This window comes from Streptomyces sp. 11-1-2, assembly GCF_003595545.1.
Lineage (GTDB): Bacteria > Actinomycetota > Actinomycetes > Streptomycetales > Streptomycetaceae > Streptomyces > Streptomyces hygroscopicus_B.
In genome coordinates this window covers 4,680,305-4,705,330 of the sequence record NZ_CP022545.1, presented here as the reverse complement: position 1 = coordinate 4,705,330, position 25,026 = coordinate 4,680,305, and the positions used below count along the sequence as shown (strand labels likewise).

Below are 25,026 nucleotides of genomic sequence, written 5' to 3'. Positions count from 1 at the left end.
AGTAGGCGCCCGCAGCGGATGCGGGCCCCTGCCGGGCGCGTGAGCCTCTTGGTATCGGGAGGTTCTCACCATGCGCATCGTCGCACTCACTCTCTGTACCGCAGCATGCGCCGCCGTCGCGGCGGTGACGGCCGCTGCTCCGGCCCTCGCCGACCAGCGCCACTCCGCCACCACCACGATCCGGATCAGTCCGCATGCCCTCGCCCCCGGCGCCGAGGTCGAGGTCTGGGCCTTCGGCTGCCCTGACCGGGAGGCCACGGCCTCGTCACCGGTGTTCGTGGACGACGCGGAGCTGACCCCCGAGGGGGACGCGCTCTTCAGCGAGGCGACGATCCGCTCGACGGCGACCAAGGGGGCGCACCGGGTCACCGTGGACTGCGCGGACGGCCTCGCTCGCGAGGACCGTGAGGGCCGTGAGGACGGTAAGGGCGGCATGGGCGGGGTCTCCCTCGCCGTGGAACGCCCGCCCTCGCCCGTCGCCCCCGTCCGCGCGGGCGGAGGCGGCACCGCGCGCGACGAGACCCGGGCGCGTGATGACATCGGCGGTGCGGAGGCGTACGGCCTGGCGCTCTCGGGCGGTACGGCCCTGGCCGTCGGCGGCCTCGCGGTCCACCGCCGCCGCCATCCCTCCGGTACGGCGGGCTGATCGCCATGGACATGGACACCGAGATGGACGGGAACGTGGACGGGAATCGCTTCTCCGGCCTCGGACGGCTGGCCACGGGGGTGGCCTGGGTGGCGCTGCTGCTCGGCCTGTGGATGTGGGGCCGGGACACCACGGAGGGAACGGGCGGTCCGGCGCCGATGACCGGGGACGTGGCCGCGGTCGGCCGCCCGCCCGCCCATCCGCTGCCCCCGGCGCACGCGCCGCTGGCGTCCGCCCGGCCGAAGCGGGTCGTCATCGAGGCGGCGGGGGTCCGCGCCCCCATCGTCGCCAGCGGCCTCGACCGCGACGGAGCCGTGAAGCCCCCGTCTGTCAGCCGCCCCGGCACGGTCGGCTGGTACCGCGCCGGCCCCGAGCCCGGCTCCCCGGGCGCCGCGCTGCTGGTCGGCCACCTCGACACGAAGAGCAGACCTGCGGTCTTCCACGGGCTGAGCGACCTCAAGCGGGGGGAGCGGGTGCGGGTCGCGCGATCGGACGGTACGACGGCGGAGTTCACGGTCGAGGACGTCGAGGTGGTGCCGGAGAAGCACTTCGATGCGCGACGGGTGTACGGATCGCGGTCCCATGACCGTGCGGAGCTGCGGCTGATCACCTGCGGAGGGAAGTTCAACCGCTCGACGCGCACGTATACGGCGAACGTCGTCGTCTCGGCCTACCTGACCGGCACGACGGGCTCCGCCCACAATGTGTCGGCCGGAAGCCGCAATGCGCACTAGGCGGTCCGGTCCCCTGCAGCGGCCAAAGCCCCCACCCCACCCCACCCCGCCCCGAAACCAGAGGCCCGCGCCCCTGCACCCCACCCGGGGCTGTGCCCGCGTCCCCGTTTGGGGCTGCGCCCCGGGCCCTGCTGGGCTGTGCCCGCGTCCCCGTTTGGGGCTGCGCCCCGGGCCCTGCTGGGCTGTGCCCGCGTCCCCGTTTGGGGCTGCGCCCCGGACCCCGCTCGGGGCTGCGCCCCGGGCCCTGCTGGGCTGTGCCCGCGTCCCCGTTTGGGGCTGCGCCCCGGACCCCGCTCGGGGCTGCGCCCCGGGCCCCGCTGGGCTGTGCCCCTGCCCCCGCTTAGGGCTGTGCCCTCCCGCCCGGGGCTGTGCCCCTGCCCCTTGCTGGCGGCTCCGCCCTGCACCCCTGCTTGGGGCTGCGCCCCCTGCCCCCGCTTGGGGCTGGGCCACAGACCCTGCTCGGGGCTCCGCCCCCCCGCATCCCCGCTCGGGATTGCGTCCCGGAGCCCGTTCGGAGCTGTGCCCCCCACGCCTGCTCGGGGCTGGGCCCCGGATCCTGGTTGGGGCTGGGCCCCGCACCCCTGCTCGGGGCTAACCCCTGCCCCCTGCTCGGGGCTCCGCCCCTCCCGCGAGGCGCATCGCGTCATGGCGTACGGGCGAAAAATGGGGTGGGTTGTGGATGAGGCCGCGGTGGTTCGGGGCGGTGTGTAAGGATTGATTCGACCGGTCTTGTCCCGCCGGGGGATCACCGTCTGTTCCCCGGAGCGTGCACCCAAGGGGGAGTGGATGTACGGCAGTTACACCGGCCGTTCGCGTCACGTTGCCCGTACCATCCGCATCCGCATCCGCATCCGCATCCGCACTCGCGCGCTGTCCGCCGCCGGGGCGCTGTTGTCGTGTGTGGTGCTCTCCGGGTGCTTTGGGGCCTCGAAGGGTGACAGCGATCATGCCTCCCTCGCCGGGCAGGCGAAGCAGCGGCCCAAGTCCACGATTCCCTACTGGGTGAATCCGGATGGCAGCGCGGCGCGGCAGGTGGCGGCGTATCGGAAGAAGGGGGCGGACGGCGAGGCCAGGCTGATACAGAAGATCGCGGAGCAGCCCGTCGCGGAGTGGCTCGGGGTGGACGATCCGGAGGGGCAGGCGCGGGGGTTCGCCGCGGCCGCGGATCAGGTGAACCGGGACGCGCTGCTGGTCTTCTACAACATCCCGCACCGCGACTGCGGGCAGTACTCCAAGGGCGGCGCCGCCGACGGCAACGCCTATCGCACCTGGCTGGACAAGACGGTCCGGGGGATCGGCGACCGGCGGGCGACGGTCATCCTGGAGCCAGACGCGCTGCCGCACGTGGTGGACGGCTGTACGCCCAAGCAGTTCCATGAGGAGCGGTACGACTTACTGACCGGGGCTGTGGACAAGCTCAAGGGGCTGCCGCGCACCAAGGTCTATCTGGACGCCGGAAACCCCCACTGGATCAAGGACCCGCGCCGGCTGGTCGAGCCGCTGAAGCGGGCCGGTATCCGTAAGGCCGACGGCTTCGCGCTGAACACCTCGAACTACCAGACGACCCAGGAGAACAGGGCGTACGGCAAGAGGCTGTCCGCACTGACCGGCGGCAAGCCCTTCGTGATCGACACCAGCCGTAATGGCAATGGCCCGGCCCCCGGTAAGGACGATCCGCAGGCGTGGTGCAATCCGAAGGGCCGGGCGCTGGGCGAGCGGCCGACCACCGACACCGGGGACAAGCTGGTCGACGCCTATCTGTGGATCAAGCGTCCGGGCGAGTCGGACGGCACCTGTAAGGGCGGTCCCACCGCGGGTCGGTGGTGGCCCCGGTACGCGCTCGATCTCGCCCGTAACGCCAACCGTAAGGACAGCTAGGACAGCTAGGTCGGTTAGGGCGGCCGGCCGGCTGTTACTTCTTCTTGGGCGCGGGCACCTTCACCCACACCGCCTTCGACGGTGTGCCCTGGTCGTCCACCGCGTTGAGCATGTACCACCCCGGCGGCACCAGTGACGCGTCCTTCGGCAGCGTCACCGTCACCCCGTCCTTCGTCCGCGTGAAGTCGAGCGCGATCGACCGCTGCTCGACATTGGTCACATGGGTGAAGGACCCGGGCCGGATCAGCCGCATCTTGGTGATCGCCGATGCGTGCGCGGTCCGGTAGGTGGTCTTCGCACCCGGCTTGACCGTCCTGGGCGCGGTGTCGGTGAGCTTCGGACGGGAGTCGCGGAAGAGATACGGCGGGGTGTAGAGGTCGATCTGCTGCTGGAACTCACTCGGTTTGGTGTTGGCCTTGTCGCCGAAGAGCGAGTCCGAGCCGAAGGTCATGACCCGGCCGTCCGGCAGGAGCAGCGCCCCCGAGTGGTAGTTGCGGCCCACCAGCGGATCGGCCACCGAGCGCGCGGTGTTGGTCTTCGGGGTGTAGAGCTCGGCCTTGAGCACATTGGTGGCGCCGCGGCCCCGGTAGTCGCCCGAGCCGTTGGTGGTCAGGATGGTGTCATCGGGCAGGATCACGCTGCTCGGATAGCGCACCTTCGCATACAGCTCCGGGCCGTTTTTGAAGCGCGGCTTATCGGCGCGCAGATCGACGATCCGGGTCTTCGCCGTGGACTTGGCGTCCTCGCCGACCCCGCCCCCGCCCAGCACCATGTACCGCTGGTCCTGTGCGGGCGGCAGCAGCACGGACATCGAGGTCTCCAGGGCGTCCGGTTCGCTGATGCCCGGGACCACGTCGAACCGATTGCTCTTCAGATCCCAGATGCCGGGGGTGCGACCCTTGTCGTCCGGGCCGTATCCGGCGTTCGAGCCGGTGTAGAAGATCCGGCCCTTGCCGGTCAGGAACAGCGCGGGATACGTCGGGAAGAAGCGCTGCTTGGGCAGGTACTTCCACTTCTTGGTCTTGGGGTCGTAGATCTCGTTCTTCCCCGGGACCACCTGGCCGATCTCGTCCAGCCCGGAGACCGCGAGCACCTTGCCGTCCTGGAGGCCGGTCAGGGTCGGGTACCAGCGGGCCTCGTTCATCGGATCGACCGGGATGTACCGCTCGGCCACCGGGTCGAACTCATACGCCTGCTTGATGCCCTGGAAGTCCTTCTTGTCGAACGACAGCTTCTGCGCGATGCCGTAGAAGTTCTGCCGGTCCTTGCCCTTCAGCCCGGAGATCCGGTAATTGTCCTCGGTGCCGGTCTGGTGCTTTCTGCCCTTGCGCAGCGCCTCCACATAGACCCGCGCCGTGCTCGCGCTGACCGTGACCTTCTTGGTCTTGGGGTTCTTTTTCTTCGTCGCGCGCGGAACGAGAAGCGGGTCCTTGGACACGAAGGTCTTGCCGTTCTCCTTGCCCGTGAAGCGGGTCCCGGCGGGGAGGGTCTTCGGCTTGTCGGGGCTCTCGTTGTGGACGAACATCAGTCCGCCCGCCTTCTCGACATCGCCCTTGAGCTTCTCGTAGCGCTGGGTGCCGCCCGCCACCAGCAGCTTTCCGTCCGGGAGCTGGGAGTGCCCGGAGCAGAAGAGGTCCTTGGGGGTCGGAATGTTGGTGAAGGTGTTCTTCTCCGGGTCCCACAGGACGCTGCGGAAGGACTTGGCGTCGAAGTTCTTGGCGTTGTTCCCGGAGCCGGCCACCAGCAGCACCTTGCCCGTATGCAGCAGGGCGGCGTGGATCGTATTGATCCGGTATTGCTCGGGGACGTCGACCACATCCCAGTGGCCGTTCTCCGCCTTGTACTCCGGTTGGTTGATTTTGTACGCGTGGTACTTGTCCGAGCTGAAACGGTAGAGAGCCGGGCCGTTCATCCCGGCCAGCACGGTGATTGCCGCCGCACCGATCCCGAAGCGACGGGTGCGGCGACTCGGTCGGTACTTCACTTCTTATCGTCCCCCAAGTGCGGGCTGCGGGTTCCGTTTCTCCTGGCGGACGGTCCACCGCCAGGCGATGATCGGTGCGGCTGTGACAGCCAGGGCAATTGATGCCCAAACGGTCATCGCTGGATGACTGTGGCCGAAGTAGAAGGAAGAGGCGAGCGACCCGCCGAAGACCGCCAGGAAGAAAAGATGGGTCCGGAAGGTGCCGAAGAGGGTGTCGGGGCTCGCGGAGTCGCCCTTTGGCGTCACCACGAAGCGGCTCTTGCGGCGCAGCACGGTGTCGAGCAGCGAGCGGGCGTAAATGGGCGCGGCCAGCGCCGACATCACCATTCCGGCTACGCCGCCGGACCCCTCCGGCTCATGGGGCGAAACGTTGTGCCGCCGGTTCCAGACGTAGAGGCCGATCTGCAGGGCGGAGGCATTGCCGTAGAGCATCATCCAGATGGCGGGGTCGATCTCGATGCCGGAGGCGCCGAAGCCCAGGAACAGTGCGCAGCTCAGGGCGGCCAGGATCCAGTTGAGCGCCGACATCGGATAGAAGATCACCAGCAGGGAGTAGTTGAAGAGCCTGCCGGGCGGCAGCGAGAACGGCGCCTTCCAGAACTGCTTGACGATCGTCTCGTAGGTCCCGCGTGACCAGCGCAGTTGCTGGGTGAAGAAGTCCGTCCAGGCGTTCGGCCCCTCGCCGACCGCCAGTACGTCGGGGGTGTAGACCGACCCCCAGGCGCGGCCGGTGGCCGGATTGCGGTGGCGGTGCAGCTCGAATCCGGTGGCCATGTCCTCGGTGATCGAGTCGTACAGCCCGCCGATCCCCTTGATGGCGCTGATCCGCACCGCGTTGTTGGTGCCCACGAACATCGGCGCCCGGTAGGCGTTCCCGGCCCGCTGGATCAGTGCGTGGAAGAGGAACTGCTGGCTCTCGGCGGCCTTGGTGACGGCCGCGTCGTAGTTGCCGTAGACCTGCGGGCCGACGACGAAGGCGATGTCCGGATCGCGGAAGTAGCCGAGCATCCGCTCCAGATAGTTGGGCAGCGGCACATGGTCGGTGTCGACCGAGGCGAAGAAGTCGTACTCCTCGCCGTGCGCGTCCAGCCAGGCGTTGTAGTTGCCGTGTTTGGTCCTGGCGCGGTGCGGTCCCTTGGGCTGGTTCCACTTCTCGACGCCCTTACGGGTGAAGTGGTAGACGTTCAGCCGCCGGCAGACCTCCTTGACCTCCGGATCGTCGCCCTCGTCCAGCAGCCAGACATGCAGCACCCCGCGGTGCCGGACGCGGATCGCGGCCTCCAGGGTCTTGCGCACCATCTCCAGCGGTTCCTTGCCGGGGACATAGGTGGTGATGAAGGCGACCTTGGTGCCGGTCTCGGGCACGACGGGGACGGGGTCGCGGGCGACGAGCGTCGCATGCGCGTTGGACGCGACGTTCATCGTCCGGAATAACTCGATCAGCCCTATCGAGACCAGCATCACCACGTCCATGACCGCCAGGACCGGGCTGGTGCCCTCCCGGCTGGTCCAGTGCGCGGGCTGCATCAGCCAGATCAGCAGCCCCAGCGAGACCAGCGGTGCGGCGCCGAGCAGCAGTGCCGCGCGGATCCGGTGCGGCTCCTCGGCGAGCAGGCTGCGGTAGCGCACCCGGTACGGCGTGCCGGGCTCGGGCTGGGTCAGCGGTCCGGCGAGCCTGCTGTAGTGCTCGTAGTCGTACTTCGGCAGCGGCCGCCGCCGCCGGGGCCGGTGCCGGTCCGGCGCGGTCTGGTGCTGCCGCGGGATGCGCAGGCGCGTGGTCCTGGACGAGTCGTACCCGCCGTACGACGGATGGCGGGCGCCGGTCGGCGTCGACGTCATGAGTTATCCCCCCGCACGCATGGCTGAATGCGTGCCGTCACGTTCTGTCGGCCCCCGGCCCCCCTTCGGCCGCAGGGGAACGATAGTGGAGGCAGCCGACCTTACGGACATGGAATGGCTACCTTCCGCATGTTTGCGCGGTAAACGAACTCGCTTGGTCCGCATCCCCCCAGGGCGTGCCTCAACTGCCCGCTGATCAGGCGGGGTTGATGCGAATACGCCTCACTGCAGGGTGTCGAACAGACGACGGTGATCGCAAGTGTGAACGGTCTGTTTATCGGACAAACGTGGGCAAGAGGTGGACCTCGACTCCCGGCTTGAAATCGGCCTACTCGCGATGCGCCGAACGCAGTCGGGTGCGGATGTTCCCGAAGTGGTCGCGGATCGCGCCCTCGGCCCGCAGGGCGTCCCCCGAGCGCACCGACTCCAGGATCTCCCGGTGCTGCTTGCAGGTGACCCTCGGATCCGTGGGCACGTCCACGAGGTCGGTGCGCACCCGGTGGAAGGCGTCCCAGAACGCCTCCAGCACCTCGCTCAGCAGCGTGTTGTCCAGGCTCCCGTAGAGCGCGGCGTGAAACGCCCGGTCCGTCTCGGCCCGCACCGCGCCCTCCGCCGCCTCCGCCTCCATCCGCCGTACGACCGCGTCCAGCTCGGCGAGATCCGCCTCCGGGATCCGCCCGGCCAGTCGCGCGATCAGTCCGGTCTCGACGGCCTCGCGCAGCTCCAGCAGCTCCAGCAGGCTGTCCTCGCCCCGGTAGTGCCCGGCGACGGTACGGAAGATCAACCCCTCGATCATCGGCGCCATCGACATGGGCCCGACGTACGTCCCGAAGCCGTGCCGGATCTCCACGATCCCCATCGCCTGCAGCGCCTTGAGCGCCTCGCGCACGGAGTTGCGGCTGACGCCGAGCAACTCCATCAGCTCGGTCTCGGTGGGCAGCGGAGCGCCCGAGCGGAGCCGCTGGTCGATGATCAGCCGCTTGATGCGTTCCTGGATGTCGTTCGTCATCCCCCGCGAAACCCCCCGCGCGCGGGAATGCGAATGCGAATTCGAGTGTGCCGCCACCGCCACCGCCACCTCCGATCCGAACAGCTTAGCGGCGGCGGCGCGAGCAGGTCAGATGTGCAGCGATGAAGGCGGTCCGGGCTGCCACGCGGCCACCCGGCTGCCCGAGGGGCGGCAGGCGTGATCGACCGGCGCACCAGCTGCGCTTGACTCGGTCCGCGCCACCGTGCGCCGGGGGTGAGGCTCTGGCGTGTGTCCCGCTGGTGCGGAAGATTCTGCCGCGCAAGCAATTCGGTGCATTGCCGAATGTGTCGCACTGGAGGGGAACATGTCGCCTATTCGCATTTTTGTCGCGTCACTCGCCGTCGCCGGCGTGCTGGCCGGCACCGGGGCAGGTGCCGCGTCGGCCGCCGCCGTCAGCCGTTTCGACGACGGCAGCTTCGAGACGCCCGCGGTGGGGGCCAACACGTTCGGGACCGTGGCGGCCGGGGGGACCATCGGGCCGTGGAAGGTCACATCCGGAAACGTGGACCATATCGGGGACGGCTTCTGGCAGGCGGCCGAGGGGGGCCAGTCCGTGGACCTCAACGGTACGGGCGCCGGCACGGTGGCGCAGACCTTCACGACGGTGCCGGGGAAGCGGTACACGGTGACGTACTCCCTGGCCGGCAACCCGGCGGGCGGTCCCACCGTGAAGACCGGAGCGGTGCTGGTCGACGGGCAGAACTTCCGGAACTTCACCTTCGACATCACCGGCAAGTCCTTCGGGAACATGGGCTATGTGACCCAGGAGGTGACCTTCGTGGCGCGTGGGACCTCCACGACGCTGGCGTTCGCCAGCACGAACAACTCCGCCTACGGGCCGGTCATCGACGACGTGATGGTCCGGCACTGCACGCCCTGTCCCTCCTGCGGCTGATCGCGAAAGGGAGCCCCCGGCGCCCCACGCGCCGGGGGCTCCCCGTTCTCCATGGGCATGCACCTTGTGGGCGCGCACCTTGGCACGCGCCCCTTGTCAGCGCGCGCCGACCAGGCCCGCCCCTCGTGGACGCGTCCCGCGGTCCGCCGCTCAGGCGGCCGCGCGCTGGCGGTGCGCCAAGGACGTCGCGGCCTTACGGCGCTTGGGCGCGAGGGCGTCGACGGGGGCGCCCGCGCCGCTGCCCGGCGTCTCGAGCTCGGCGCGGATGTCGCGGATCACGACTTCCTGCTGGGGGAAGAAGCCGCCCTTTACGCCCCGCGGGTAGTGGCCGGGGCGGATCCGGACCGCCGTACCGGACGCCTGGTTGCCCTCCGGCAGCCCCTTGCGGACCGCGCCGGGGCGGCGCCAGCCCACCACGTCGCTCATGCGCAGCTCGTCGATCTCGTAGTGGAACCGCCGGATCACATGGACCAGCACGGCCTCCGGTGCGCCGATGCGGACGGTGACGCCCTCCAGCGGGGTGCCGGGCACCGGACGGGACCAGATGGTTCCGCCGCCGTCGGTGACCTTCTCCATCTCCCAGCCGTTCGGGCTCGGTCTGCCCGTCAGCACCCGGGCCGAACCGGGAGAGAGGCCAGGGCCGCCGCGCCGGCCAGCGCACCGGAGCGGATGAGGAGCTGCCTACGGGATGGGCCGAACACGCTCATTCATCGTCCCCTCGTGACGGTAGGGCTGGTGGACCGGTCCTGGTCGCGGGCCACTACGGATACCGCGCCCGTGGCGATGGCCAGGATGAAGGCGATGGCCATGGCCGGGTTGACGTATCCGGGGAGCGCGGCGTCGTAACTTCCGCCCTCGTCGAGATGGCAGGTGAAGCGAAGGGGAAGGTAGTGCGCTTCATAGCGGTCGACCTGAGCCGCCTTCGCCGCCCCGCCCGCCCGGGCACACTCCTCGCGCATGTTGTCGTTCTCCATGAACATCACATGGAGTGCGCCCCAGATGTACAGGGCGATGGTCGCGCAGACGGACAGCAGGGCGATTCCGCCGAGCCAGTCGGCCCGTGTCTTCCGGCGGCCGGTGCGCTTGGAGACGCCGGAGCCGAGTATGCCGATCAGGGTGAAGATGACGATGACCCCGATCAGGCAGATGAAGAGCAGCAGGATCGAGTTGTGCCCGCCCGCCGAATCGGCCGCCAGTAGGGAAGGTGCTTCGCTCACCGCATCATCCTGCCATTGGCCACCCCGTCGGCCATGCCGAGTTCGTACTGCACGGCCAGCAGCATGGACTTGGCGGGCGGGCGTCCCGGCAGCCGTGACGGCCCGTCAAGAGGTGTCGTATATAACGAAGTTCACCGCATCCGTGGTCACGAGGGCAGGCGGGGCGCCGCGACCGCCGCATGCTTGTTCCTCTTGGTGTGGTGCCGTCCGAGGCAATACCGGACGGGAACGGCCAGGAGCCACCAGTACTCCGCTGCGTCGGACGAGATGATCACCGCCACCGGCACCGAGCTCCCGAAGACGATCGCGACACCCACCGCGTGCTGGAGTGACTGGGCGATCAGGGCGCGCGGAATGTCGGTGTCGCACAGGCTGGGGTGCCGGAGGAGGCGGATCGCCATCGCCGCGATCAGCAGAGCGGCCAGGGTGATCGTGCCGGCGTACAGCGAGGTCGCGATCGCGCTGCTGTGGTACTCCGTGACGATCTTCGTCGGAAACGGCAGCGCGGCGACGAGGGCCATCAGCGCCAGATCCATGTAGAGCAGCGGGCCGTCCACCACCTTGGCCACCCGGAACAGCCGATGATGTGAGATCCACAGTGCTCCGACCACGACAAAGCTGAGCAGATAACCGGCGACGGACGGGAGCGCCTCCTCCTTCAGCGCGTGCCCGAGTTCGGCCGTGGGGAGATCCTCCGGGACCGTGATCTCCAGGGCGAGGAGCGTGATGGCGATGGCGAAGACCGCGTCGGAGAACGCTCGTATCCGCTCGACGTCGATTCCGTGCAGAGATCTCACCGTCAAGAGCTCCTTGTTCATGTTGGGTGCGGGTGCGGTCCGGTGGGACTCTGCATACTGCTGATGTGACATGTCAAGTCTGCTCATCTTGCTGAAGAACCACCCTTCTATGCGGGCTCCAGCTCCATAATTGTTGCTTTTGACATGTCGAGAGTTACATGTAGATTGAAGCGCATGAGCTTCTTCGAGGTCTTGGCCGCCGTAGCGGTCGTCGTTGCCCTCATCGCGCGCCAATTGCGTGGAGAGGCGCTCACCGGCCGGCGGCTGATGCTGCTGCCCGTGGTTCTCACGGTGATCGGCATCGCCGACCTGAGTCGGCACGACCGTCATCCGGCTTCCGTCGACGTGGTGTGCCTGGTGATCGGAGCGCTGCTGGCCGCCGGTATCGGCGCGGCTCAGGGCGCGACGGTCCGGCTGGAGCGGCGCGCCGGGGTGCTGTGGGCGCGGATGCCGGCGGTCGGCCTGTGGCTGTGGGCCCTGCTGGTGGTCACCCGCGTGGGGATGATGGCCGTCGCACATGTGGTGGACGCGAAGGTGGCGGCGTCCTCAGCGACCATCCTGCTGATGCTGGGCGTCAACCGGCTCGGACAGGCGCTCGTCCTCGTCCCGCGCGTGATGTCCTCCGGCATGGCGTTCGCCCCGGAGCGGGACGGCAGGACGTTCCCGGAGCAGGTGTCGCAGCGGTTCACGCCCCCGCCACTGGACGACGAGGCTCCCGGGCGGCCGTACGGCACCGCCCCGGCGGCGCCGTACGCCGACGGGCATCAGGGCGATCGGCTGGACCTCATTCGCAGTCGCAGGCAGCAGCGCCGGGCGCGCCGGTTCACCGACTGGAGGTGACGGCCCACGGTGGCCGAAACCGCGTCCCGTTCGGCTTTCACGGCAACTGGCTGCCGGACGAGTGACGGCGTCGCCGACCGGGACGCGGCGGCGGAGCACGGACGGGGGCGCCACGGATTCCGTGGCGCCTCGTCCGTTGGGCCGCGGTCCTCGGAGGAGGCGATGCCTATGCCGAATCGGACCCTTGGCGCCTGTTCACGTGCTCGATGGCCCATAGTGCCCAGTCGTGAGTCGCCTGGTACTGGCGCAGGCCGTACTCCGCGGCGAGCTGCCCGAGGGTGTCGCGGCCCTGTCGTGGTTCGGCGTCCTGGTCCTCGCGGAGCCTGCGGAGTTCGGAGATGCGCTTCTCGGCGTGTTCGACGAGGTCGCGCAGCGCGGTGACGGTCTCGTCCGGTTCCAGTGCTTCGAGCAGGAACAGTCGCAGGACCTGCTCATTGCGCACCACGCCCTGCCCCCATGGCGCGAGCAGCCACTTCCTCAGCTCCGCATGGCCCTTCTCCGTCACGGCGTAGGTACGGCTACGGCGAGCGCCCTCATGCGTCACCTCGACGAGCCCTTGCTCCGTCATCCGGATCAGCTCGGGGTAGACGCTCGTGTGGCCGGCCTGCCAGGCGTACCGCCCGAGGTCGCGCTCGAACTCCTTGCTCAGTTCGTAGCCGCTCGCGGGCTCGATGGCGAGGAGGCCCAGCAGTGCGTGCGACAGAGACATATGGGAATCTTACATGTCATCTTCGGCAGGTCTCGCGCGCATAAGCAGCACTGCTGGGGTCGATTGACACGTCAAAGGGAGACTATTCGGCGGGTGCGGGTGCGGGTGCGGGTGCGTTCGCGGTTCCGCGGGAGACCGCCTCCCAGTGCTCCCACTCCGCGAGCCGCGGTGGGTGTCCGGAAACGGGACCACGACTGATGGGCGTCCTCGGAAACCGAGGACGCCCAGGTCGGAGATCTATTCGCTGGTGCGCCGCCAGGGACTCGAACCCCGGACCCGCTGATTAAGAGTCAGCTGCTCTAACCAACTGAGCTAGCGGCGCCTGCTGACGTGGAAATTCTACCCGATCTCGGACGGTGGTCAGGACGTCATGGAACCCGCCGCGGCCTTGCATCATTGGTATGGACATGACTATTGGCCCTGGATACTCTCAACTTGGTCTAGACCGCCGTGCACGGCTCATCGAAGCACTCCCCACGTCTTCAGGAGCGAAGCATGCGCAAGAAGATCAGCGCCGCCGTCATCGGCATCGGTCTCGCGGCGATTTCCGTCCTCGCGACCGGCGGCAGCGCCTCCAGCCACGGCTACACCGACTCACCCATCAGCCGCCAGAAGCTGTGCGCCAACGGCACGGTGGCGGGCTGCGGTGACATCCAGTACGAGCCCCAGAGCGTCGAGGGCCCGAAGGGCTTCCCGTCCGGCGGTCCCGCGGACGGCACGATCTGTGCGGGTGGCAACAGCCGGTTCTCCCAGCTCGACGACCCGCGGGGCGGCAGTTGGCCCGCGACCAGGATGACCGCCGGGCAGAGCTACACCTTCAACTGGCGGTTCACGGCCTCCCACTCGACCACGGACTTCAAGTACTACATCACCAAGAACGGCTGGAACCCCAGCCAGAAGCTCACCCGTGCGAGCCTGGAATCCCAGCCCTTCCTGACCGTTCCGTACAACGGCCAGCGTCCGCCGTCCACGCTCTCCCACTCGGGCACCATCCCGGGCGGTAAGAGCGGCAGACATGTGATTCTCGCCGTGTGGACCATCGCGGACACCTCGAACGCCTTCTATGCCTGCTCGGACGTCCAGTTCTGACCGCTGTCCGGTCGGTCCGGTCGATCCGGTAGTGCGGGTGGGTGCGGTGCCGTCCTGGGACGGCACCGCACCGACGTGACGATCAGGCGTCGAACGCGCCCGCCTTCGCACTGCGGACGAAGGCGGCCAGAACCGGTGGCGCGGTGGTCAGGACGGTGCCGGGGGCGTCGCTCTCCCGTAGCTGGACGTGGCCGCCGGCGACGGCGACCTCGACGCACTGGCCCTCGCCCGCGGAGTACGAGGACTTGCGCCAGTGGGGGCGGTGGTGCGTGGTCGTTTCAGAGGTGTTCATATGTGGGGCCCTCTTTCTCATACCAGACCAGCGATGAGGGCCTTCGTCTCATCCGTGGACAGCGCGCAGTCCACGATATGGCCGAAGGCGTCGGCGAAGACGTTGACGTCGTCGACTCCTTCGACGTACGAGGGGCCGCGCAGGTTCTCCTGTGTGACCACATCCGGCATCGGGCCCGGGAAGGCCACAAGTGTGAACGCGCCCGCGTCCCCCGGGTTGGGCGGCACGTCGATCGGCATCACCTGCAGCGTGACGGTGGGCCACTCCGCCACCTCCAGCAGCCGCCGTAGCTGAGCCGTCATGATGTCGGGCTGCCCGGTGAACCGGCGGCGCAGCGCCGCCTCATGGATGACGGCCCACAGCCGCAGCGGGTGGCAGGAGCGGGTGAGGACGGCCTGGCGGGCCAGGCGCACCTCGGCGAGGGCGTCGACCTCGGCGGCGGTGCGGGCCACGGCGTTCGCCGCGATGGTCTCGCGGGCGTAGTCGGCCGTCTGCAGCAGACCGGGGACCACCAGCGGGGCGTAGTCGCGGACGCTCTCCGCGTCGCTCTCCAGCGAGATGTAGTCGGCGTAGGCGGGGGCGACGACGCCACGGTAGGTCTGCCACCAGCCGCGTTTGCCCGCGTCCTTGGCCAGGCCCTCCAAGGCGATACGGGTGGTGGGGTCGGTGACGGCGTAGGCCCTCAGCAGCGTTTCGACCTCGGCGGCGCGGATCGTGGCGTTGGCGTTCTCGATCCGGGAGAGCTTCGGCGCGGTCCAGCGGCGGGCGTCGGCGGATCCGTTCGCGGCCGCGTTGAGCGCCGCTGCCGCCGCGTCCAGTGTCATCCCTGCTTCGGTGCGCAGTTGTCGCAGCGTGGAGCCCAGGCGCCTGCGCCGAACGGTGGGCACTGGCTGGTAGGACATGTCGCCAGTCTGTCGTATTGCCAACTACGCCTACCAGCCGGGCATATGCCAGTCTTGTGCGACTGGGTCGAAACATTGCGAGTGGGACGTTCCATAGGCCAGGATCGCTAGGGGACACGGCAGCGCGCCGTGGTGTGGAGGGGCCCCGGATCATATGGCTGAGAACATCTCGCAGCGATACGAACTGCGCCTTCGCGCTCATCCGCGGATGCTTGCCGACATTCGGCGTGCCGTCGGTGCGCGCCTGCGGCTGTGGGGGCGTGAGGAGTTGATCAGCGCGGCGGGGATGTGCGTCACCGAGCTGCTGTCCAATGTCCACAAGCACGCGGCCTCTCCCGAATGCGTCCTCACCCTGGAGAGGCTTCCGCACGGGATCCGCGCGGCGGTCAGCGACTCCGAGGCGGCGCTGCCGGTGGTCAAGGAGCCGGACTTCCTCTCCGAGAGCGGCCGGGGGATGTTCCTGCTCAGCAAGACCGCCCATGAATGGGGCACGGACCTCACCCCGGCGGGCAAGACCGTCTGGTTCACCCTGCGCTCGGAATCGGTGGAACCGTGACCGGCGGCGCCGGTAGCGTGGAGCCGCGCACGAGGGCAGGGGGTGGGCCATGGATCCGGTGACGGCGGGAGCGCTGGTCACGGCGGTGAACGCGGCGGTGTCGGGCGCCGGCGGCGAGGCCGGGCGGCGGGCCCTGGAGTCCTTCGGCACGCTGGTCCGCAGGGTGCTGCGGCGGGGCGACGGCGAGGGCGAGCCGGCCGGTGAGCCGGAGCCGGTCGCCATTCCGTACGACGACGGCGAGCGGCTGCGCCAGTTGGCCGACCTGCTGGTCGAACGGGCCCGGCAGGACCCGGAGTTCGGCCGTGACCTGGCCTCCTGGATGCGCGAGCACGGCGAGGCGGCCGGGGAGGCGGGCGCCGTGCACAACTCCATCGCGGGCGATGCCCGCATCACCGGCCCGGTCATCCAGGGACGGGACTTCCACGGGCCGATCAGCTTCGGCTGATACCCGGCGGCGACCCCTTGGACGAGGGGGACGGGGGGAAGGGACGTCCGGTGCCGAGCTGGCAGCAACCGGACACCGGCCCCCACTCCGCGTCGTCGAACGGAGCCGGATCGCTGCGGTCCGTAGTCCCGTCGCGTCCGGAAGCCGGACTCGCCGGTAACTTGTGGACATGCGCCCCCGGCGCATCGGCGGCGCGACCGCATGACGCGGGTCGCCGCACCCGGTTTTGTCAACTCTTTACCTCACGCCCCGCGTTGACGTGGTAGCTGTGCGCGAATTAGTGTCGTCGTGGATTTCGCACAATGCTGCCTCGGCAATTCGGGGCAGCGGAATTGACGAGAATCAGGCCGGTATTCGCATAACCAGGTCACTGTCGCCCGGCAGGGGAAGTCATGGTTGGTCTTGTGAGGGTGTCCGAGCCTTCGCCGCTGAGCACGGAGACTCCCTCGTCAGGCGCCGTCGACTATGTCGAGCACGCGCTGCTGGCCGCCCGTGATCTGCTCGAGTCGACGGTCACCCGGCACCGAAGGGAGCTGGCCCAGGACTCCTGGGCGGGGACGGCCCTGGGGAAGGTGCCGCTCGCCGAGGTGGTCGACACCCTGGTCGACTGCGCCGAGCGGACCGTCAACGTGGTGCTGTCGGGCAACGACGAGCAGACGCGGGCCGTCTGCGCCGCGCTCGCCCGCCCGGCGAGGGGAAGCCGGCGCGCCGTCGTCGTACGGCTGTTGTGCGAGGAGCCGGTGCTGGCCTCGAGTGCGGTACGGGCGCTGGCGCGCACCGATCCGCGGTGCGAGATCCGGATCTGCGACGGCGGGCTGCCGCCGTTACCCGAGGCGCTGCTCATCGACGGCCAGGTGGTCTACCTCAGAGGGGGACCGTCGGAGCCGGGGCGGGGCCCGGGGCGGGCGTCGCTCGTCGAGGACCCCGCCACGGTGCGGGCCCTGGAGATGATGTTCGCCGGGACCTGGGGGAACGCCGTGGCGCTCGCCGACCATCCGCGGCTGGGCGGGCGGTTGTGCCCGGATTCCGTACGGCGGATTCTGGAGTGTCTGCGCACCGGCCACACCGATGAGGTGGCGGCGCGCACGATGCAGGTCTCCTTGCGCACCTACCGCCGGTACGTCGCGGAGATCATGCGAGAACTGGGGGCCAACTCCCGCTTCCAGGCGGGGGTGCGGGCGGTGGAAATGGGGCTGCTGCCCGGCCGTCACTGACGGCGCTCGAGACCTTGACCATGTCACGGGGCGGGAAGTACGGGAATGTCGACATGAAGGACCGCGGACGCGATCCTGGACCGGAGGCCGCGCTCGCGGGGGACCTGCTGGAGGGGACGCTACGGGAGGTACGGGACCTCATCGAGTCCACGGTGATCCAGCACCGCGCCCGGCGGAGCCGGGACGCGCGGTTCACCGAGGTGGGGGTGGAGGACGCCGCGTTCCTCGCCGCCGCCGAGGAGGTGATCGGCCAGGCGGGGCGGAGCGTGGACGCCGTCTTCCCCGAGTGCTCGGCCCGGATGGCGCCGGTGCAGGCCGCGCTCGGCGCGTTGGTGGAGGACCTCGGCGACCCGGTCGGGGTGCGGGTGCTGCGCGGCAGATCCGCCCCCGGCTCCGGAACTGCGGGCTCCGGAACCGCCGGATCCGGGTCCGCCGGTTCCGGAACCGGCCCCGGGGCCGCCGCCGGAGCGTCGCCCGGGCCCGTGCCGCGGCCCATCCCCGGGCCCGCGCCGTCCGCCGAGGCGCCCGGCTCCGCCCCGGCAGCGCCCCCCGCCCAGGTGCGGATCGCCTCGGTGCCGCTGCCCACCGCGGTGATCGCCGACGGCCGGACCGCCCTGGTGTGCACCGAGGCCGAGGAGGGGCGGCAGACCTCGGTCATCGAGGACCCGGTGGTGGTCGCCACCCTGTACGGCATGTTCGGCTCCATCTGGGGCGGCGCGGTGCCCGCCGCCCGCCCGCTCGACTTCGGCAACCGCGCCCGTACCGAAATGGTCCGCCGGGTGCTGGCCCGGCTGCGCGACGGGGTCACCGACGAGGCCGCCGCCCGCGATCTGGCGATCTCGGTGCGTACGTACCGCCGCTATGTCACCGGGATCCTGGAGCTGCTGGAGGCCAACTCCCGTTTCCAGGCGGGGGTGCGCGCCACTGAGCTCGGCATCCTCGGAAATAGTTCCACATGATAATTTCGTTTTCCCCATCGACATTGTGATCCGGAGCGTGCTGGCGATAGGTTGCCTGCGGGCGTGCCGAGATCTGGCAACAGCCGGTAATGCAAGGGGATTTGGGGATGACCGAAGGGCACGGAAGGGGCGCGACCGCCACGGCGGGCGCGGACGGCGAGCCGAGTACGGACGAGCCGCATTCACCCCGACCGGGACATGTGCGAAAGACCGGCGACAGCGGCGGAAATGGTGAGAAGTCACGGGCCGATAACAGTCGGAAAATGGCCGGAGCGGCATCTGGCGCAGTCTCCGCCGACCGGCGGAGAACGCTGTTCCGGGGTGTGCTGCCGCCGCTGGTATTCGGGCTGTTGCTGCTTGTCGTCTGGGACATCGTGACCCGGACCGGCGCCGTTGCGGAATTCTATCTTCCGGCTCCGCTCGACCTCGCGCGGCATTTCCTCGACGACGTGTTCCACGGTGATCTCGTCGACTACACCAAGGAGACGGTGTGGGAGGCGCTGGCGGGCAGCGGTATCGGGATCGGAGTGGCGCTGCCGCTCGGCTATCTGATCGCCCGCAGTGAGCTCGCGGCGGCGGCGCTCCAGCCGTATGTGGCCGCCTCGCAGGCCATGCCCGCGGTGGCGCTGGCCCCCCTGCTGGCCCTGTGGATCGGATACGGACTCCTGCCCATCGCGGTCCTCTGCGCGCTGCTGGTCTTCTTCCCCATCCTCGTCAACACCGTGCTGGGGCTGCGTTCGCTGGACCCCGATGTGATGGGGGCCGCGCGGGTGGACGGGGTGGGGTGGTGGGGGATGCTCTGGTACATCGAGCTTCCGCTCGCCCTGCCCAGCGTCCTCGCGGGGGTGCGCAACGGCCTCACGCTCTCCATCACCGGCGCGGTCGTCGGCGAATTCGTGATGGGCGGCGACGGCCTGGGACAGCTCCTGTCGGTGCAGCGCCAGGAGGCCGACACCATCGGACTGTTCTCGACGCTCGTCATGCTCGGCCTTCTCGCCGCCGTCCTGTACGGAGTGGTCCGCCTGGTCGAGCGGCTCGTTCAGCGCGACTGACAACTTTCATCCCAGAGGAGAAGTACGTGCGTTTCGTGCAGACGTCCATGAGGCGTGCTCGCAGACACCGGGTCATGGGCGCGGCCCTCGCGTCGATGGTGGCCCTGGCCACTTTGACCTCATGTGCCGAGGAGCCGAAGAACGCGGGGGCCAAGGGTGGGACAAGCATCACGGTGGGGCTGACCTACACCCCCAACATCCAGTTCTCCCCGTTCTATGTGGCCGCCGAAAAGGGCTACTACAAGGACGCCGGACTCAATGTGACGCTGCGCCACCACGGCGCGGCCGAAGATCTCTTCGGGGCCCTCTCCTCGGGCAAGGAAGATGTGATCTACGCGGGCGGTGACGAGATGCTCCAGGCGCGCGCCAAAAATGTGCCGGTCGTGGACATCGCCACCTTCTACCAGAAATATCCGGTGGGGCTGATCGTGCCCAAGGATTCCGAGATCCGCACCCCCGCCGACCTCAAGGGCCGGAAGATCGGCACACCCGGTCCCTTCGGCGAGACCTATTTCGGTTTGCTGGCGCTCCTCAAGGAGGGCGGCCTTTCCACCAAGGACGCCAAGGTACAGAACATCGGCTTCACCCAGCAGGCCGCCCTCACCGGAAACAAGGTGGAGGGGGTGATGGGCTATCTCAACAATGACGCCGTCTCGTTCAAGGAGGCCGGCAAGGACGTCCGGTCGATAACCCTCAACTCGGGCACGGCCGGAGATCCGCTGGTGGGCGTGGGTCTGGGCGCCAAGAAGAAGACGCTCGACAAGCGCGGTGACGACATCGGGAAGTTCGTCGACGCCTCTTTGCGCGGACTGCGCTATGCGATCGACCACCAGGACGAGGCCATCAAGCTCAGTGAGAAATACGTACCGGGGCTGCGCGGCGAGAAGCAGCGGAACAACGCCCGCGCCGTGCTCAAGGCCACCGCGCCGCTGATGAAGAACGACCAGGGCGAGCTGGGCGCGATCGACCCGCAGACCTGGACCCGGATGGCCGACTTCATGTACGACCAGGGGCTCCTGGAGAAGACCGTCACGCCGGAGGACGCCTACGACACGTCCTACCTGCCCAAGTCGTAGCCGATTGGGGAAGGTTCGGGAGGCGGCGGGCGGTTCAGGTGTCCGCCGTCCGGCCATACAGCGCGGCGGTCACGGCGAACGCGACCGCCGCGCCCAGCGCGAGCGCCAGCCAGCTGCCCGTCGCCGAGGCGTGGGCGACGATGAACAGCCCGAGCGGCGGCCCGGAGGCCGTGCCCAGGTTCCAGGCCAGCGACGCGAGCGCGCTCGCCCGGCCCACCGCCTCCTCGCCCGACCAGCGCAGCAGCAGCGGATAGAAGGCGGAGGAGTACATCAGCTCGCCCGCCGCGAAGACCACCGCGAAGGCCAGCAGCAGCCCGTACCGTACGGCGGCCGGGGCCGCCTGTCCGGCCAGCGCCGCGCCCAGACCGCAGCCGAACGCCACCGCCCACAGCACCGGACCGCCCGCCAGGACCACAGTCTCCGGCAGCCGCTCCAGCCGGCCGCGCAGCAGCGGCTGCAGGGCGATCAGGGCGAAGGAGTTGGCCGCGACCACCACGCTGACCCAGCCCAGCGTGACCGCCATCCGGTCATGCAACAGCAGCGGTACGGTCGCCTCGATCTGGGTGAAGCCGACGATCGCGAAGAGCGCCTGGGCCAGGATCAGCAGGGCCATGGGGCGGGCGCGCAGCAGGGAGCGATAGGTCGGCCCGGGCCCGGACGGCCGTGCGCCGTCGGGCTGTTCCTTCGGCTCGGCCCCGGTCCGGGGCCGTACGCCCAGGATCACCGCGATCAGCGGCAGCGCCGCCAGCCCGTTGGCCAGGTAGAGCCAGCGCAGCGTCCCCGCCGGGGTGTCCGCGCCGTGCAGCGCGAGCCCGGCCGCGACCGAACCCAGCCCGATTCCGGCGTTGTTGACGATGTGCCGGATGGCGAAGGCCGCGCGGCGGCCGCTCTCGGGGACGGCCGTGTCGACGACGCCCACGATCGAGGCGTAGAAGAGCCCGAAGCCGACCCCGACGCACACCCCCGAGGCGAGCACCAGCGGCACCGAGTCGGCCGGCGCCAGCAGGGCGTATCCGGCCGCGAGCGCCGCGGCGCCCAGCGCGCCCACCCGGTGCGGGCTGCCCCGGTCGGCCAGCGGCCCGCCGGCCAGGGCGGCGGCGAAGCTGGCCGCGGCCATCGCGATGAAGTAGCCGCCCGCCGCCCGGCCGCCGAGCCCCAGCAACTGGCTGATGTAGATCGAGGTGAACGGGAAGCACAGCCCATTGCCCAGGCTGGAGAGCAGCAGCGCGCCCATGAGCAGGCCGAAGCGGCGCCCCAGGGGCGTGCGGGGCGCCGTCGCGCGGAGGGCCGTCACGAGGTGAGCGCGGCGCGCACCTTGAGCAGCTCCTCGGCCTTCCGCAGGTCGTACGGGGCGGGGAGGGAGAGCACCACATGGACCGCCCCGGCCTCGGCGAACCCCTCGACCAGCGGTAGCTGGTCCGGGTTGACCATCACCGTGCGGGCGACCTGGCCCGGGTCCCGGCCGACCCGCTCGCACCACTGGTCCAGGACGCCGCTGAGCTCGCGGAAGTCGGCGACCGGGTCCTCGGAGGCCCAGCCGTACCAGTTCCACCAGTCGGCCTCGCGGGCCACCAGCTCCAGGGTGCGCCGCCGCCCGGCGCCGCCGATCAGCAGCGGAAGCGGGCCCGCGGGGCCGGGGTTGAGTTTGGCCAGCCGCTCCTTGACGGCGGTGACGGACGCGGCGAAGGCGTCCATGCGCCCGGCCGGTCCGGGGAAGGGCAGTCCGTACTCGGTGTGCTCGGCCTCGAACCAGCCCGCGCCCAGCCCGAGCACCAGCCGCCCGCCGCTGAGCTGGTCGACGGTGCGGGCCATGTCCGCCAGCAGATCCGGATTGCGGAACGCGGTGCAGCTCACCAGCGGTCCGATGGTGGCCCGCTGGGTCTCGACCGCCATCGCGGACAGCAGCGACCAGCACTCGTAGTGGCGGCCGGCGGGGTCGCCGGTGTGCGGCAGGAAGTGGTCCCAGGTCCACAGCGAGTCGACCCCGAGGGCGTCGGCCTCGCGCCACGCGGTGCGCAGCTCGGCGATTCCGGTGTGCTGGGGGTGGAGTTGCACGCCTACGCGCAGGGACACGGAGGTGAATCCTTTCTGTGGGGGACTGTGTGGGCGACTCTGTTGGTGACGCGGCCGAAGCGGAGCCGTTACGGCGTGACGACCACGCGGTAGACGGGGGTTTCGGCGGCCTGCTTGAGCGCCTTCTCGACCTCGTCCAGCGGGTAGCGCGCGGTGACCAGCGTCTCCAGCCGTGCGGACAGCCGGCCGCCGCGCAGCAGTTCGGCGGCGGCGCGCCAGTCGTCCGGCTCATGGCTGAAGGAGCCGGTGACGGTCAGCTGGCGGCGGTGCACCTCGTAGCCGGGGAGCTCGGCGGGCGGGCCGCCGGGGCCGCCGCCGTAGAGGACGATGGTGCCGCCGTCGGCGACCGCGGCGAGGGCGGCGGCGATGGCCTCCCTGGACGCGATGGTCACGACGACCACGTCCGCCGGGGGCAGCCCGCCGATGTCCTCGGGGGTGACGGCCGCGTCGGCGCCCGCCGCCGCGATGGCGGCCAGCCGCTGCTCGTCCCGTTCGACCACCGCGACGCCGCGGGCCTGCAGATGTGCGGCGACGGCGAGGTGGAGATGGCCCATGTAGCCGGCGCCGATGACGGTGACGCGGTCCCCGGCGCGGAAGCCGCCGCGGCGCAGCGAGTGGACCACGCAGGCCAGCGGTTCGCCCATGGCGGCGACGGCGGGGTCGGTGTCGCCGACCGACCATACCCGTGAGGCGGGCAGGGCGATGTATTCGGCGAGCCCCGCGCCCATGGTGATCGCGCCGTCCTCCCGCTTGTGCCCCTGGAGCGCGACACAGATGGCGGTCTGGCCGCGCCGGCAGCTTCGGCAGGCCCCGCAGCGCGGCAGTCCGTCGAGGGTGACGAGGGAGCCGACGGCGGGCATGTCCTCCAGCTCGGCGGCCTTGGCGCCGATCCGCTCGACCCAGCCGGAGATCTCATGTCCGGCGGCGGCCGGGTAGACGGTCATCCGGCCCGCGTAGAGATTGGCCTCCATGGTGCAGATGCCGCAGGCCGCGATGCGTACCAGCACCTCGGAGTCACCGATGTCGGGGACAGGTATCTCTCTGATCTCCACCTGGCCGGCCGCCGTGATGACAGCTGTACGCATGTGAACTGCCTTCCGGATTAAGGATGTTGTGCCGGGAGGCTATGTCGGGGCGGCAGGGGTGGCAAGGAAGAACGATCACATGCTGGATCGCGCACCGGAAGACGTCCTGCGGAACGCCCACCAGATGATCACTGCTCCGGCAGCGGCGGCGGCCGCGCCGACGACGGAGGCCACATGCATGGCGTGGACGAACCCCTCGTCGGCGATGTCCGACAGCCGGGGCAGCCGCATCTTCGCGCCGAGCAGCCGGGTGGCCTCGGGCGACTCCCCGGCGGCGGCGGCGTCACCGGAGGGCAGTCCGCTCAGCCGGGGGGTGACCCGGTCGCGGTAGACGCTGACCAGGACGGAGCCGAGGACCGCCACTCCGAGGACCCCGCCGATCTGCCGCAGCGAGTTGTTGACGGCGGAGCCCGCGCCGGTCCGGTCGGCGGGGAGGATGGCCATGATCGCCTCGGTGGTGGGCGCGACGGCGGCGCCCATGCCCAGGCCCTGGAGGATGAGGAAGACCCAGAACAGCGGCAGTCCGCTGCTCTCGTCCAGGAAGACGTAGGCGACGAAGCCGGTGGTGGCGATCAGCATGGCCGCGGTGACGACGGGGCGCACCCCGTGGTTGCGTACCAGCTTGGCCGAGAGCGGGGCGCCCAGCAGTACGCCGAGGGCGACCGGGGCGATCGACAGCCCGCACTCCAGCGGCGTCTGTCCCTGGACGCCCTGCAGATAGAAGCTGGTGTAGTACATCGAGCCGTTGAGCCCGAAGAACGTGAGCATGACGGCGACGCTGGCGCCGGTGAAGCGGATGTCGCGGAAGAGCCGGACGTCGAAGCTGGGGTTGGCGACGCGCAGTTCGACGAGGACGAAGACCGCGACCAGCAGCACGCCCCCGGCCAGCGAGGCGACGATGGCCGGATCGGTCCAGTCGTTGCGGTGGCCGCCCTCGATGACGCCCCAGACGATGGCGAAGAGCCCGGCGGTGGAGAGCACCACGCCCAGCGGGTCGAACTTCTGCCGCACCCGGGTGACCACACCGGGCAGGAAGACGAACGAACCGGCCACGCACAGCACCACGATCGGCACATTGACCAGGAAGACCGACCCCCACCAGAAGTGGTCGAGCAGCGCTCCACTGAGCATCGGCCCGGTCGCGATCGCGATTCCACTGGAACCCGACCAGATGGCGATGGCGGTGGCCCGGTGCCGCTCGTCGAAGACCTGGGCGATCAGGGCGAGGGTGGCGGGCATGATCAGGGCGCTGCCGATGCCCATCGCGCCGCGGGCCACGATGAGTTCGGTGGCCGAGCCGGAGTAGGCGGCCCAGGCGGAGGCCGCGCCGAAGAGCACCATGCCGGTCAGCAGTAAGCGGCGGTGGCCGTAGCGGTCGGCGAGCACACCGCCGGTGAACAGCAGCACCGCGAAGACCAGGGTGTAGGAGCTGATGCTCCACTGGAGCTGATTGGGGCTCGCCCCGAGCCCTTCATCGGGATCGGCGAGGGTCTTCAGGGCCACATTGAGCACGGTGTTGTCCAGCCACACCGCGAGTTGGGACAGGACGAGCACCGAGAGCGCGAGCCATTGGCGGCCGGTGGGGGAGTGCGCGGAACCGGCCTGCGCGGCATCGGTGGTCGCGGTGTTCTGTGCAGCCATGGGGGCGGCGCCTTTCGGGACCCGAGGGGAGGTGTGGGGGTCCGCGTCGTATGGCAGGGGATGGCGTGCTGGC

General features: G+C 69.9%; 24 protein-coding genes, 1 tRNA gene and 1 pseudogene. 12 read left to right on the top strand and 14 right to left on the bottom strand.

The genetic code is table 11. The features are described from left to right. The first annotated feature begins 70 nt into the window (after nucleotides 1-70). From CGL27_RS19575 to CGL27_RS19565, 3 genes are all read left to right on the top strand, one after another. Nucleotides 71-646 carry a hypothetical protein gene (locus CGL27_RS19575; RefSeq protein WP_119988930.1) on the top strand — a complete coding sequence of 192 codons (576 nt, stop codon included), beginning with the start codon at nucleotides 71-73 and terminating at the stop codon, nucleotides 644-646. Nucleotides 647-651: 5 nt separating this feature from the next. After that, nucleotides 652-1,380 (top strand): class F sortase, encoded by a 729-nt coding sequence (locus CGL27_RS19570; RefSeq protein WP_078641675.1) that lies wholly within the window; start codon nucleotides 652-654, stop codon nucleotides 1,378-1,380. A gap of 786 nt (nucleotides 1,381-2,166) precedes the next feature. Next, a complete protein-coding gene (locus tag CGL27_RS19565) occupies nucleotides 2,167-3,258 on the top strand; it encodes a glycoside hydrolase family 6 protein (protein ID WP_119988927.1) in 1,092 nt (363 codons plus the stop codon). A 34-nt stretch (nucleotides 3,259-3,292) separates the two neighbouring features. Here the strand turns inward: CGL27_RS19565 and CGL27_RS19560 are convergent, their stop codons facing one another. From CGL27_RS19560 to CGL27_RS19550, 3 genes are all read right to left on the bottom strand, one after another. Further along, nucleotides 3,293-5,242, bottom strand: coding sequence for a kelch motif-containing protein (locus CGL27_RS19560; RefSeq protein ID WP_119988925.1), 1,950 nt, complete (start codon nucleotides 5,240-5,242; stop codon nucleotides 3,293-3,295). A gap of 3 nt (nucleotides 5,243-5,245) precedes the next feature. Further along, nucleotides 5,246-7,081 carry a cellulose synthase catalytic subunit gene (locus tag CGL27_RS19555; protein ID WP_119988923.1) on the bottom strand — a complete coding sequence of 612 codons (1,836 nt, stop codon included), beginning with the start codon at nucleotides 7,079-7,081 and terminating at the stop codon, nucleotides 5,246-5,248. Between the two features lie 328 nt (nucleotides 7,082-7,409). After that, the gene (locus CGL27_RS19550; protein WP_119988920.1) at nucleotides 7,410-8,090 is read right to left on the bottom strand and encodes an FCD domain-containing protein; all 681 of its coding nucleotides are present in this window, start codon (nucleotides 8,088-8,090) and stop codon (nucleotides 7,410-7,412) included. 325 nt (nucleotides 8,091-8,415) lie between these two features. Here CGL27_RS19550 and CGL27_RS19545 point away from each other — a divergent pair, with 325 nt between their 5' ends. Next, a complete protein-coding gene (locus tag CGL27_RS19545; RefSeq protein ID WP_119988918.1) occupies nucleotides 8,416-9,006 on the top strand; it encodes a choice-of-anchor C family protein in 591 nt (196 codons plus the stop codon). A 150-nt stretch (nucleotides 9,007-9,156) separates the two neighbouring features. Here the strand turns inward: CGL27_RS19545 and CGL27_RS19540 are convergent. From CGL27_RS19540 to CGL27_RS19530, 3 genes and pseudogenes are all read right to left on the bottom strand, one after another. Further along, nucleotides 9,157-9,713, bottom strand: a pseudogene (locus CGL27_RS19540) (hypothetical protein). Next, the gene (locus tag CGL27_RS19535; protein ID WP_119988915.1) at nucleotides 9,714-10,223 is read right to left on the bottom strand and encodes a hypothetical protein; all 510 of its coding nucleotides are present in this window, start codon (nucleotides 10,221-10,223) and stop codon (nucleotides 9,714-9,716) included. It lies immediately after the preceding pseudogene. Nucleotides 10,224-10,369: 146 nt separating this feature from the next. Continuing rightward, nucleotides 10,370-11,020 carry a TMEM175 family protein gene (locus tag CGL27_RS19530; RefSeq protein ID WP_119994460.1) on the bottom strand — a complete coding sequence of 217 codons (651 nt, stop codon included), beginning with the start codon at nucleotides 11,018-11,020 and terminating at the stop codon, nucleotides 10,370-10,372. A gap of 174 nt (nucleotides 11,021-11,194) precedes the next feature. On the opposite strand from CGL27_RS19530, the gene CGL27_RS19525 reads away from it, so the two are divergent. Further along, entirely contained in the window at nucleotides 11,195-11,860 is a 666-nt protein-coding gene (locus CGL27_RS19525; RefSeq protein ID WP_119988912.1) for a hypothetical protein, read from the top strand. A 166-nt stretch (nucleotides 11,861-12,026) separates the two neighbouring features. Here the strand turns inward: CGL27_RS19525 and CGL27_RS19520 are convergent, their stop codons facing one another. Together CGL27_RS19520 and CGL27_RS19515 are read right to left on the bottom strand one after the other, a co-directional pair. Then, nucleotides 12,027-12,569: a PadR family transcriptional regulator gene (locus tag CGL27_RS19520; RefSeq protein WP_119988910.1), complete on the bottom strand. Its 543-nt coding sequence runs from the start codon at nucleotides 12,567-12,569 to the stop codon at nucleotides 12,027-12,029. Nucleotides 12,570-12,814: 245 nt separating this feature from the next. Continuing rightward, nucleotides 12,815-12,891, bottom strand: a tRNA-Lys gene (locus CGL27_RS19515). 173 nt (nucleotides 12,892-13,064) lie between these two features. Between CGL27_RS19515 and CGL27_RS19510 the strand changes: the two genes are divergently transcribed. After that, the gene (locus CGL27_RS19510) at nucleotides 13,065-13,658 is read left to right on the top strand and encodes a lytic polysaccharide monooxygenase (RefSeq protein WP_119988907.1); all 594 of its coding nucleotides are present in this window, start codon (nucleotides 13,065-13,067) and stop codon (nucleotides 13,656-13,658) included. Between the two features lie 82 nt (nucleotides 13,659-13,740). On the opposite strand, the gene CGL27_RS19505 is transcribed toward CGL27_RS19510, so the two are convergent. Next, complete coding sequence (locus CGL27_RS19505; RefSeq protein WP_119988906.1) at nucleotides 13,741-13,950, bottom strand: DUF397 domain-containing protein; 210 nt, start codon at nucleotides 13,948-13,950, stop codon at nucleotides 13,741-13,743. A 17-nt stretch (nucleotides 13,951-13,967) separates the two neighbouring features. Further along, on the bottom strand, nucleotides 13,968-14,852 hold the full coding sequence (locus CGL27_RS19500; protein WP_078641664.1) for a helix-turn-helix transcriptional regulator: 885 nt from the start codon (nucleotides 14,850-14,852) through the stop codon (nucleotides 13,968-13,970). A 154-nt stretch (nucleotides 14,853-15,006) separates the two neighbouring features. On the opposite strand from CGL27_RS19500, the gene CGL27_RS19495 reads away from it, so the two are divergent. From CGL27_RS19495 to CGL27_RS19470, 6 genes are all read left to right on the top strand, one after another. Beyond that, nucleotides 15,007-15,408: an ATP-binding protein gene (locus CGL27_RS19495; RefSeq protein WP_078641663.1), complete on the top strand. Its 402-nt coding sequence runs from the start codon at nucleotides 15,007-15,009 to the stop codon at nucleotides 15,406-15,408. A 49-nt stretch (nucleotides 15,409-15,457) separates the two neighbouring features. Beyond that, nucleotides 15,458-15,853, top strand: a complete 396-nt coding sequence (locus CGL27_RS19490) for a hypothetical protein (protein ID WP_119988904.1) — start codon at nucleotides 15,458-15,460, stop codon at nucleotides 15,851-15,853. A 410-nt stretch (nucleotides 15,854-16,263) separates the two neighbouring features. Continuing rightward, on the top strand, nucleotides 16,264-17,067 hold the full coding sequence (locus CGL27_RS19485; RefSeq protein WP_240450564.1) for a hypothetical protein: 804 nt from the start codon (nucleotides 16,264-16,266) through the stop codon (nucleotides 17,065-17,067). Nucleotides 17,068-17,120: 53 nt separating this feature from the next. Continuing rightward, nucleotides 17,121-18,026, top strand: a complete 906-nt coding sequence (locus CGL27_RS19480; protein ID WP_119994459.1) for a DNA-binding response regulator — start codon at nucleotides 17,121-17,123, stop codon at nucleotides 18,024-18,026. A gap of 488 nt (nucleotides 18,027-18,514) precedes the next feature. Next, nucleotides 18,515-19,078, top strand: coding sequence for an ABC transporter permease subunit (locus tag CGL27_RS52120; protein WP_237299897.1), 564 nt, complete (start codon nucleotides 18,515-18,517; stop codon nucleotides 19,076-19,078). A gap of 74 nt (nucleotides 19,079-19,152) precedes the next feature. After that, nucleotides 19,153-20,154 (top strand): ABC transporter substrate-binding protein, encoded by a 1,002-nt coding sequence (locus CGL27_RS19470; protein ID WP_237298946.1) that lies wholly within the window; start codon nucleotides 19,153-19,155, stop codon nucleotides 20,152-20,154. Between the two features lie 34 nt (nucleotides 20,155-20,188). Here CGL27_RS19470 and CGL27_RS19465 read toward each other — a convergent pair whose 3' ends face one another. The 4 genes from CGL27_RS19465 to CGL27_RS19450 all read right to left on the bottom strand — a co-directional run bounded on the left by CGL27_RS19465 (nucleotide 20,189) and on the right by CGL27_RS19450 (nucleotide 24,953). Beyond that, a complete protein-coding gene (locus CGL27_RS19465) occupies nucleotides 20,189-21,448 on the bottom strand; it encodes an MFS transporter (protein WP_119988897.1) in 1,260 nt (419 codons plus the stop codon). Then, entirely contained in the window at nucleotides 21,445-22,227 is a 783-nt protein-coding gene (locus CGL27_RS19460; RefSeq protein WP_014060993.1) for an LLM class F420-dependent oxidoreductase, read from the bottom strand. Before CGL27_RS19460 ends, CGL27_RS19465 begins: the two co-directional genes overlap by 4 nt. A 68-nt stretch (nucleotides 22,228-22,295) precedes the next feature. After that, the gene (locus CGL27_RS19455) at nucleotides 22,296-23,312 is read right to left on the bottom strand and encodes an alcohol dehydrogenase catalytic domain-containing protein (protein ID WP_119988895.1); all 1,017 of its coding nucleotides are present in this window, start codon (nucleotides 23,310-23,312) and stop codon (nucleotides 22,296-22,298) included. Nucleotides 23,313-23,387: 75 nt separating this feature from the next. Continuing rightward, nucleotides 23,388-24,953 (bottom strand): MFS transporter, encoded by a 1,566-nt coding sequence (locus CGL27_RS19450; protein WP_078641655.1) that lies wholly within the window; start codon nucleotides 24,951-24,953, stop codon nucleotides 23,388-23,390. Nucleotides 24,954-25,026: the final 73 nt, after the last annotated feature.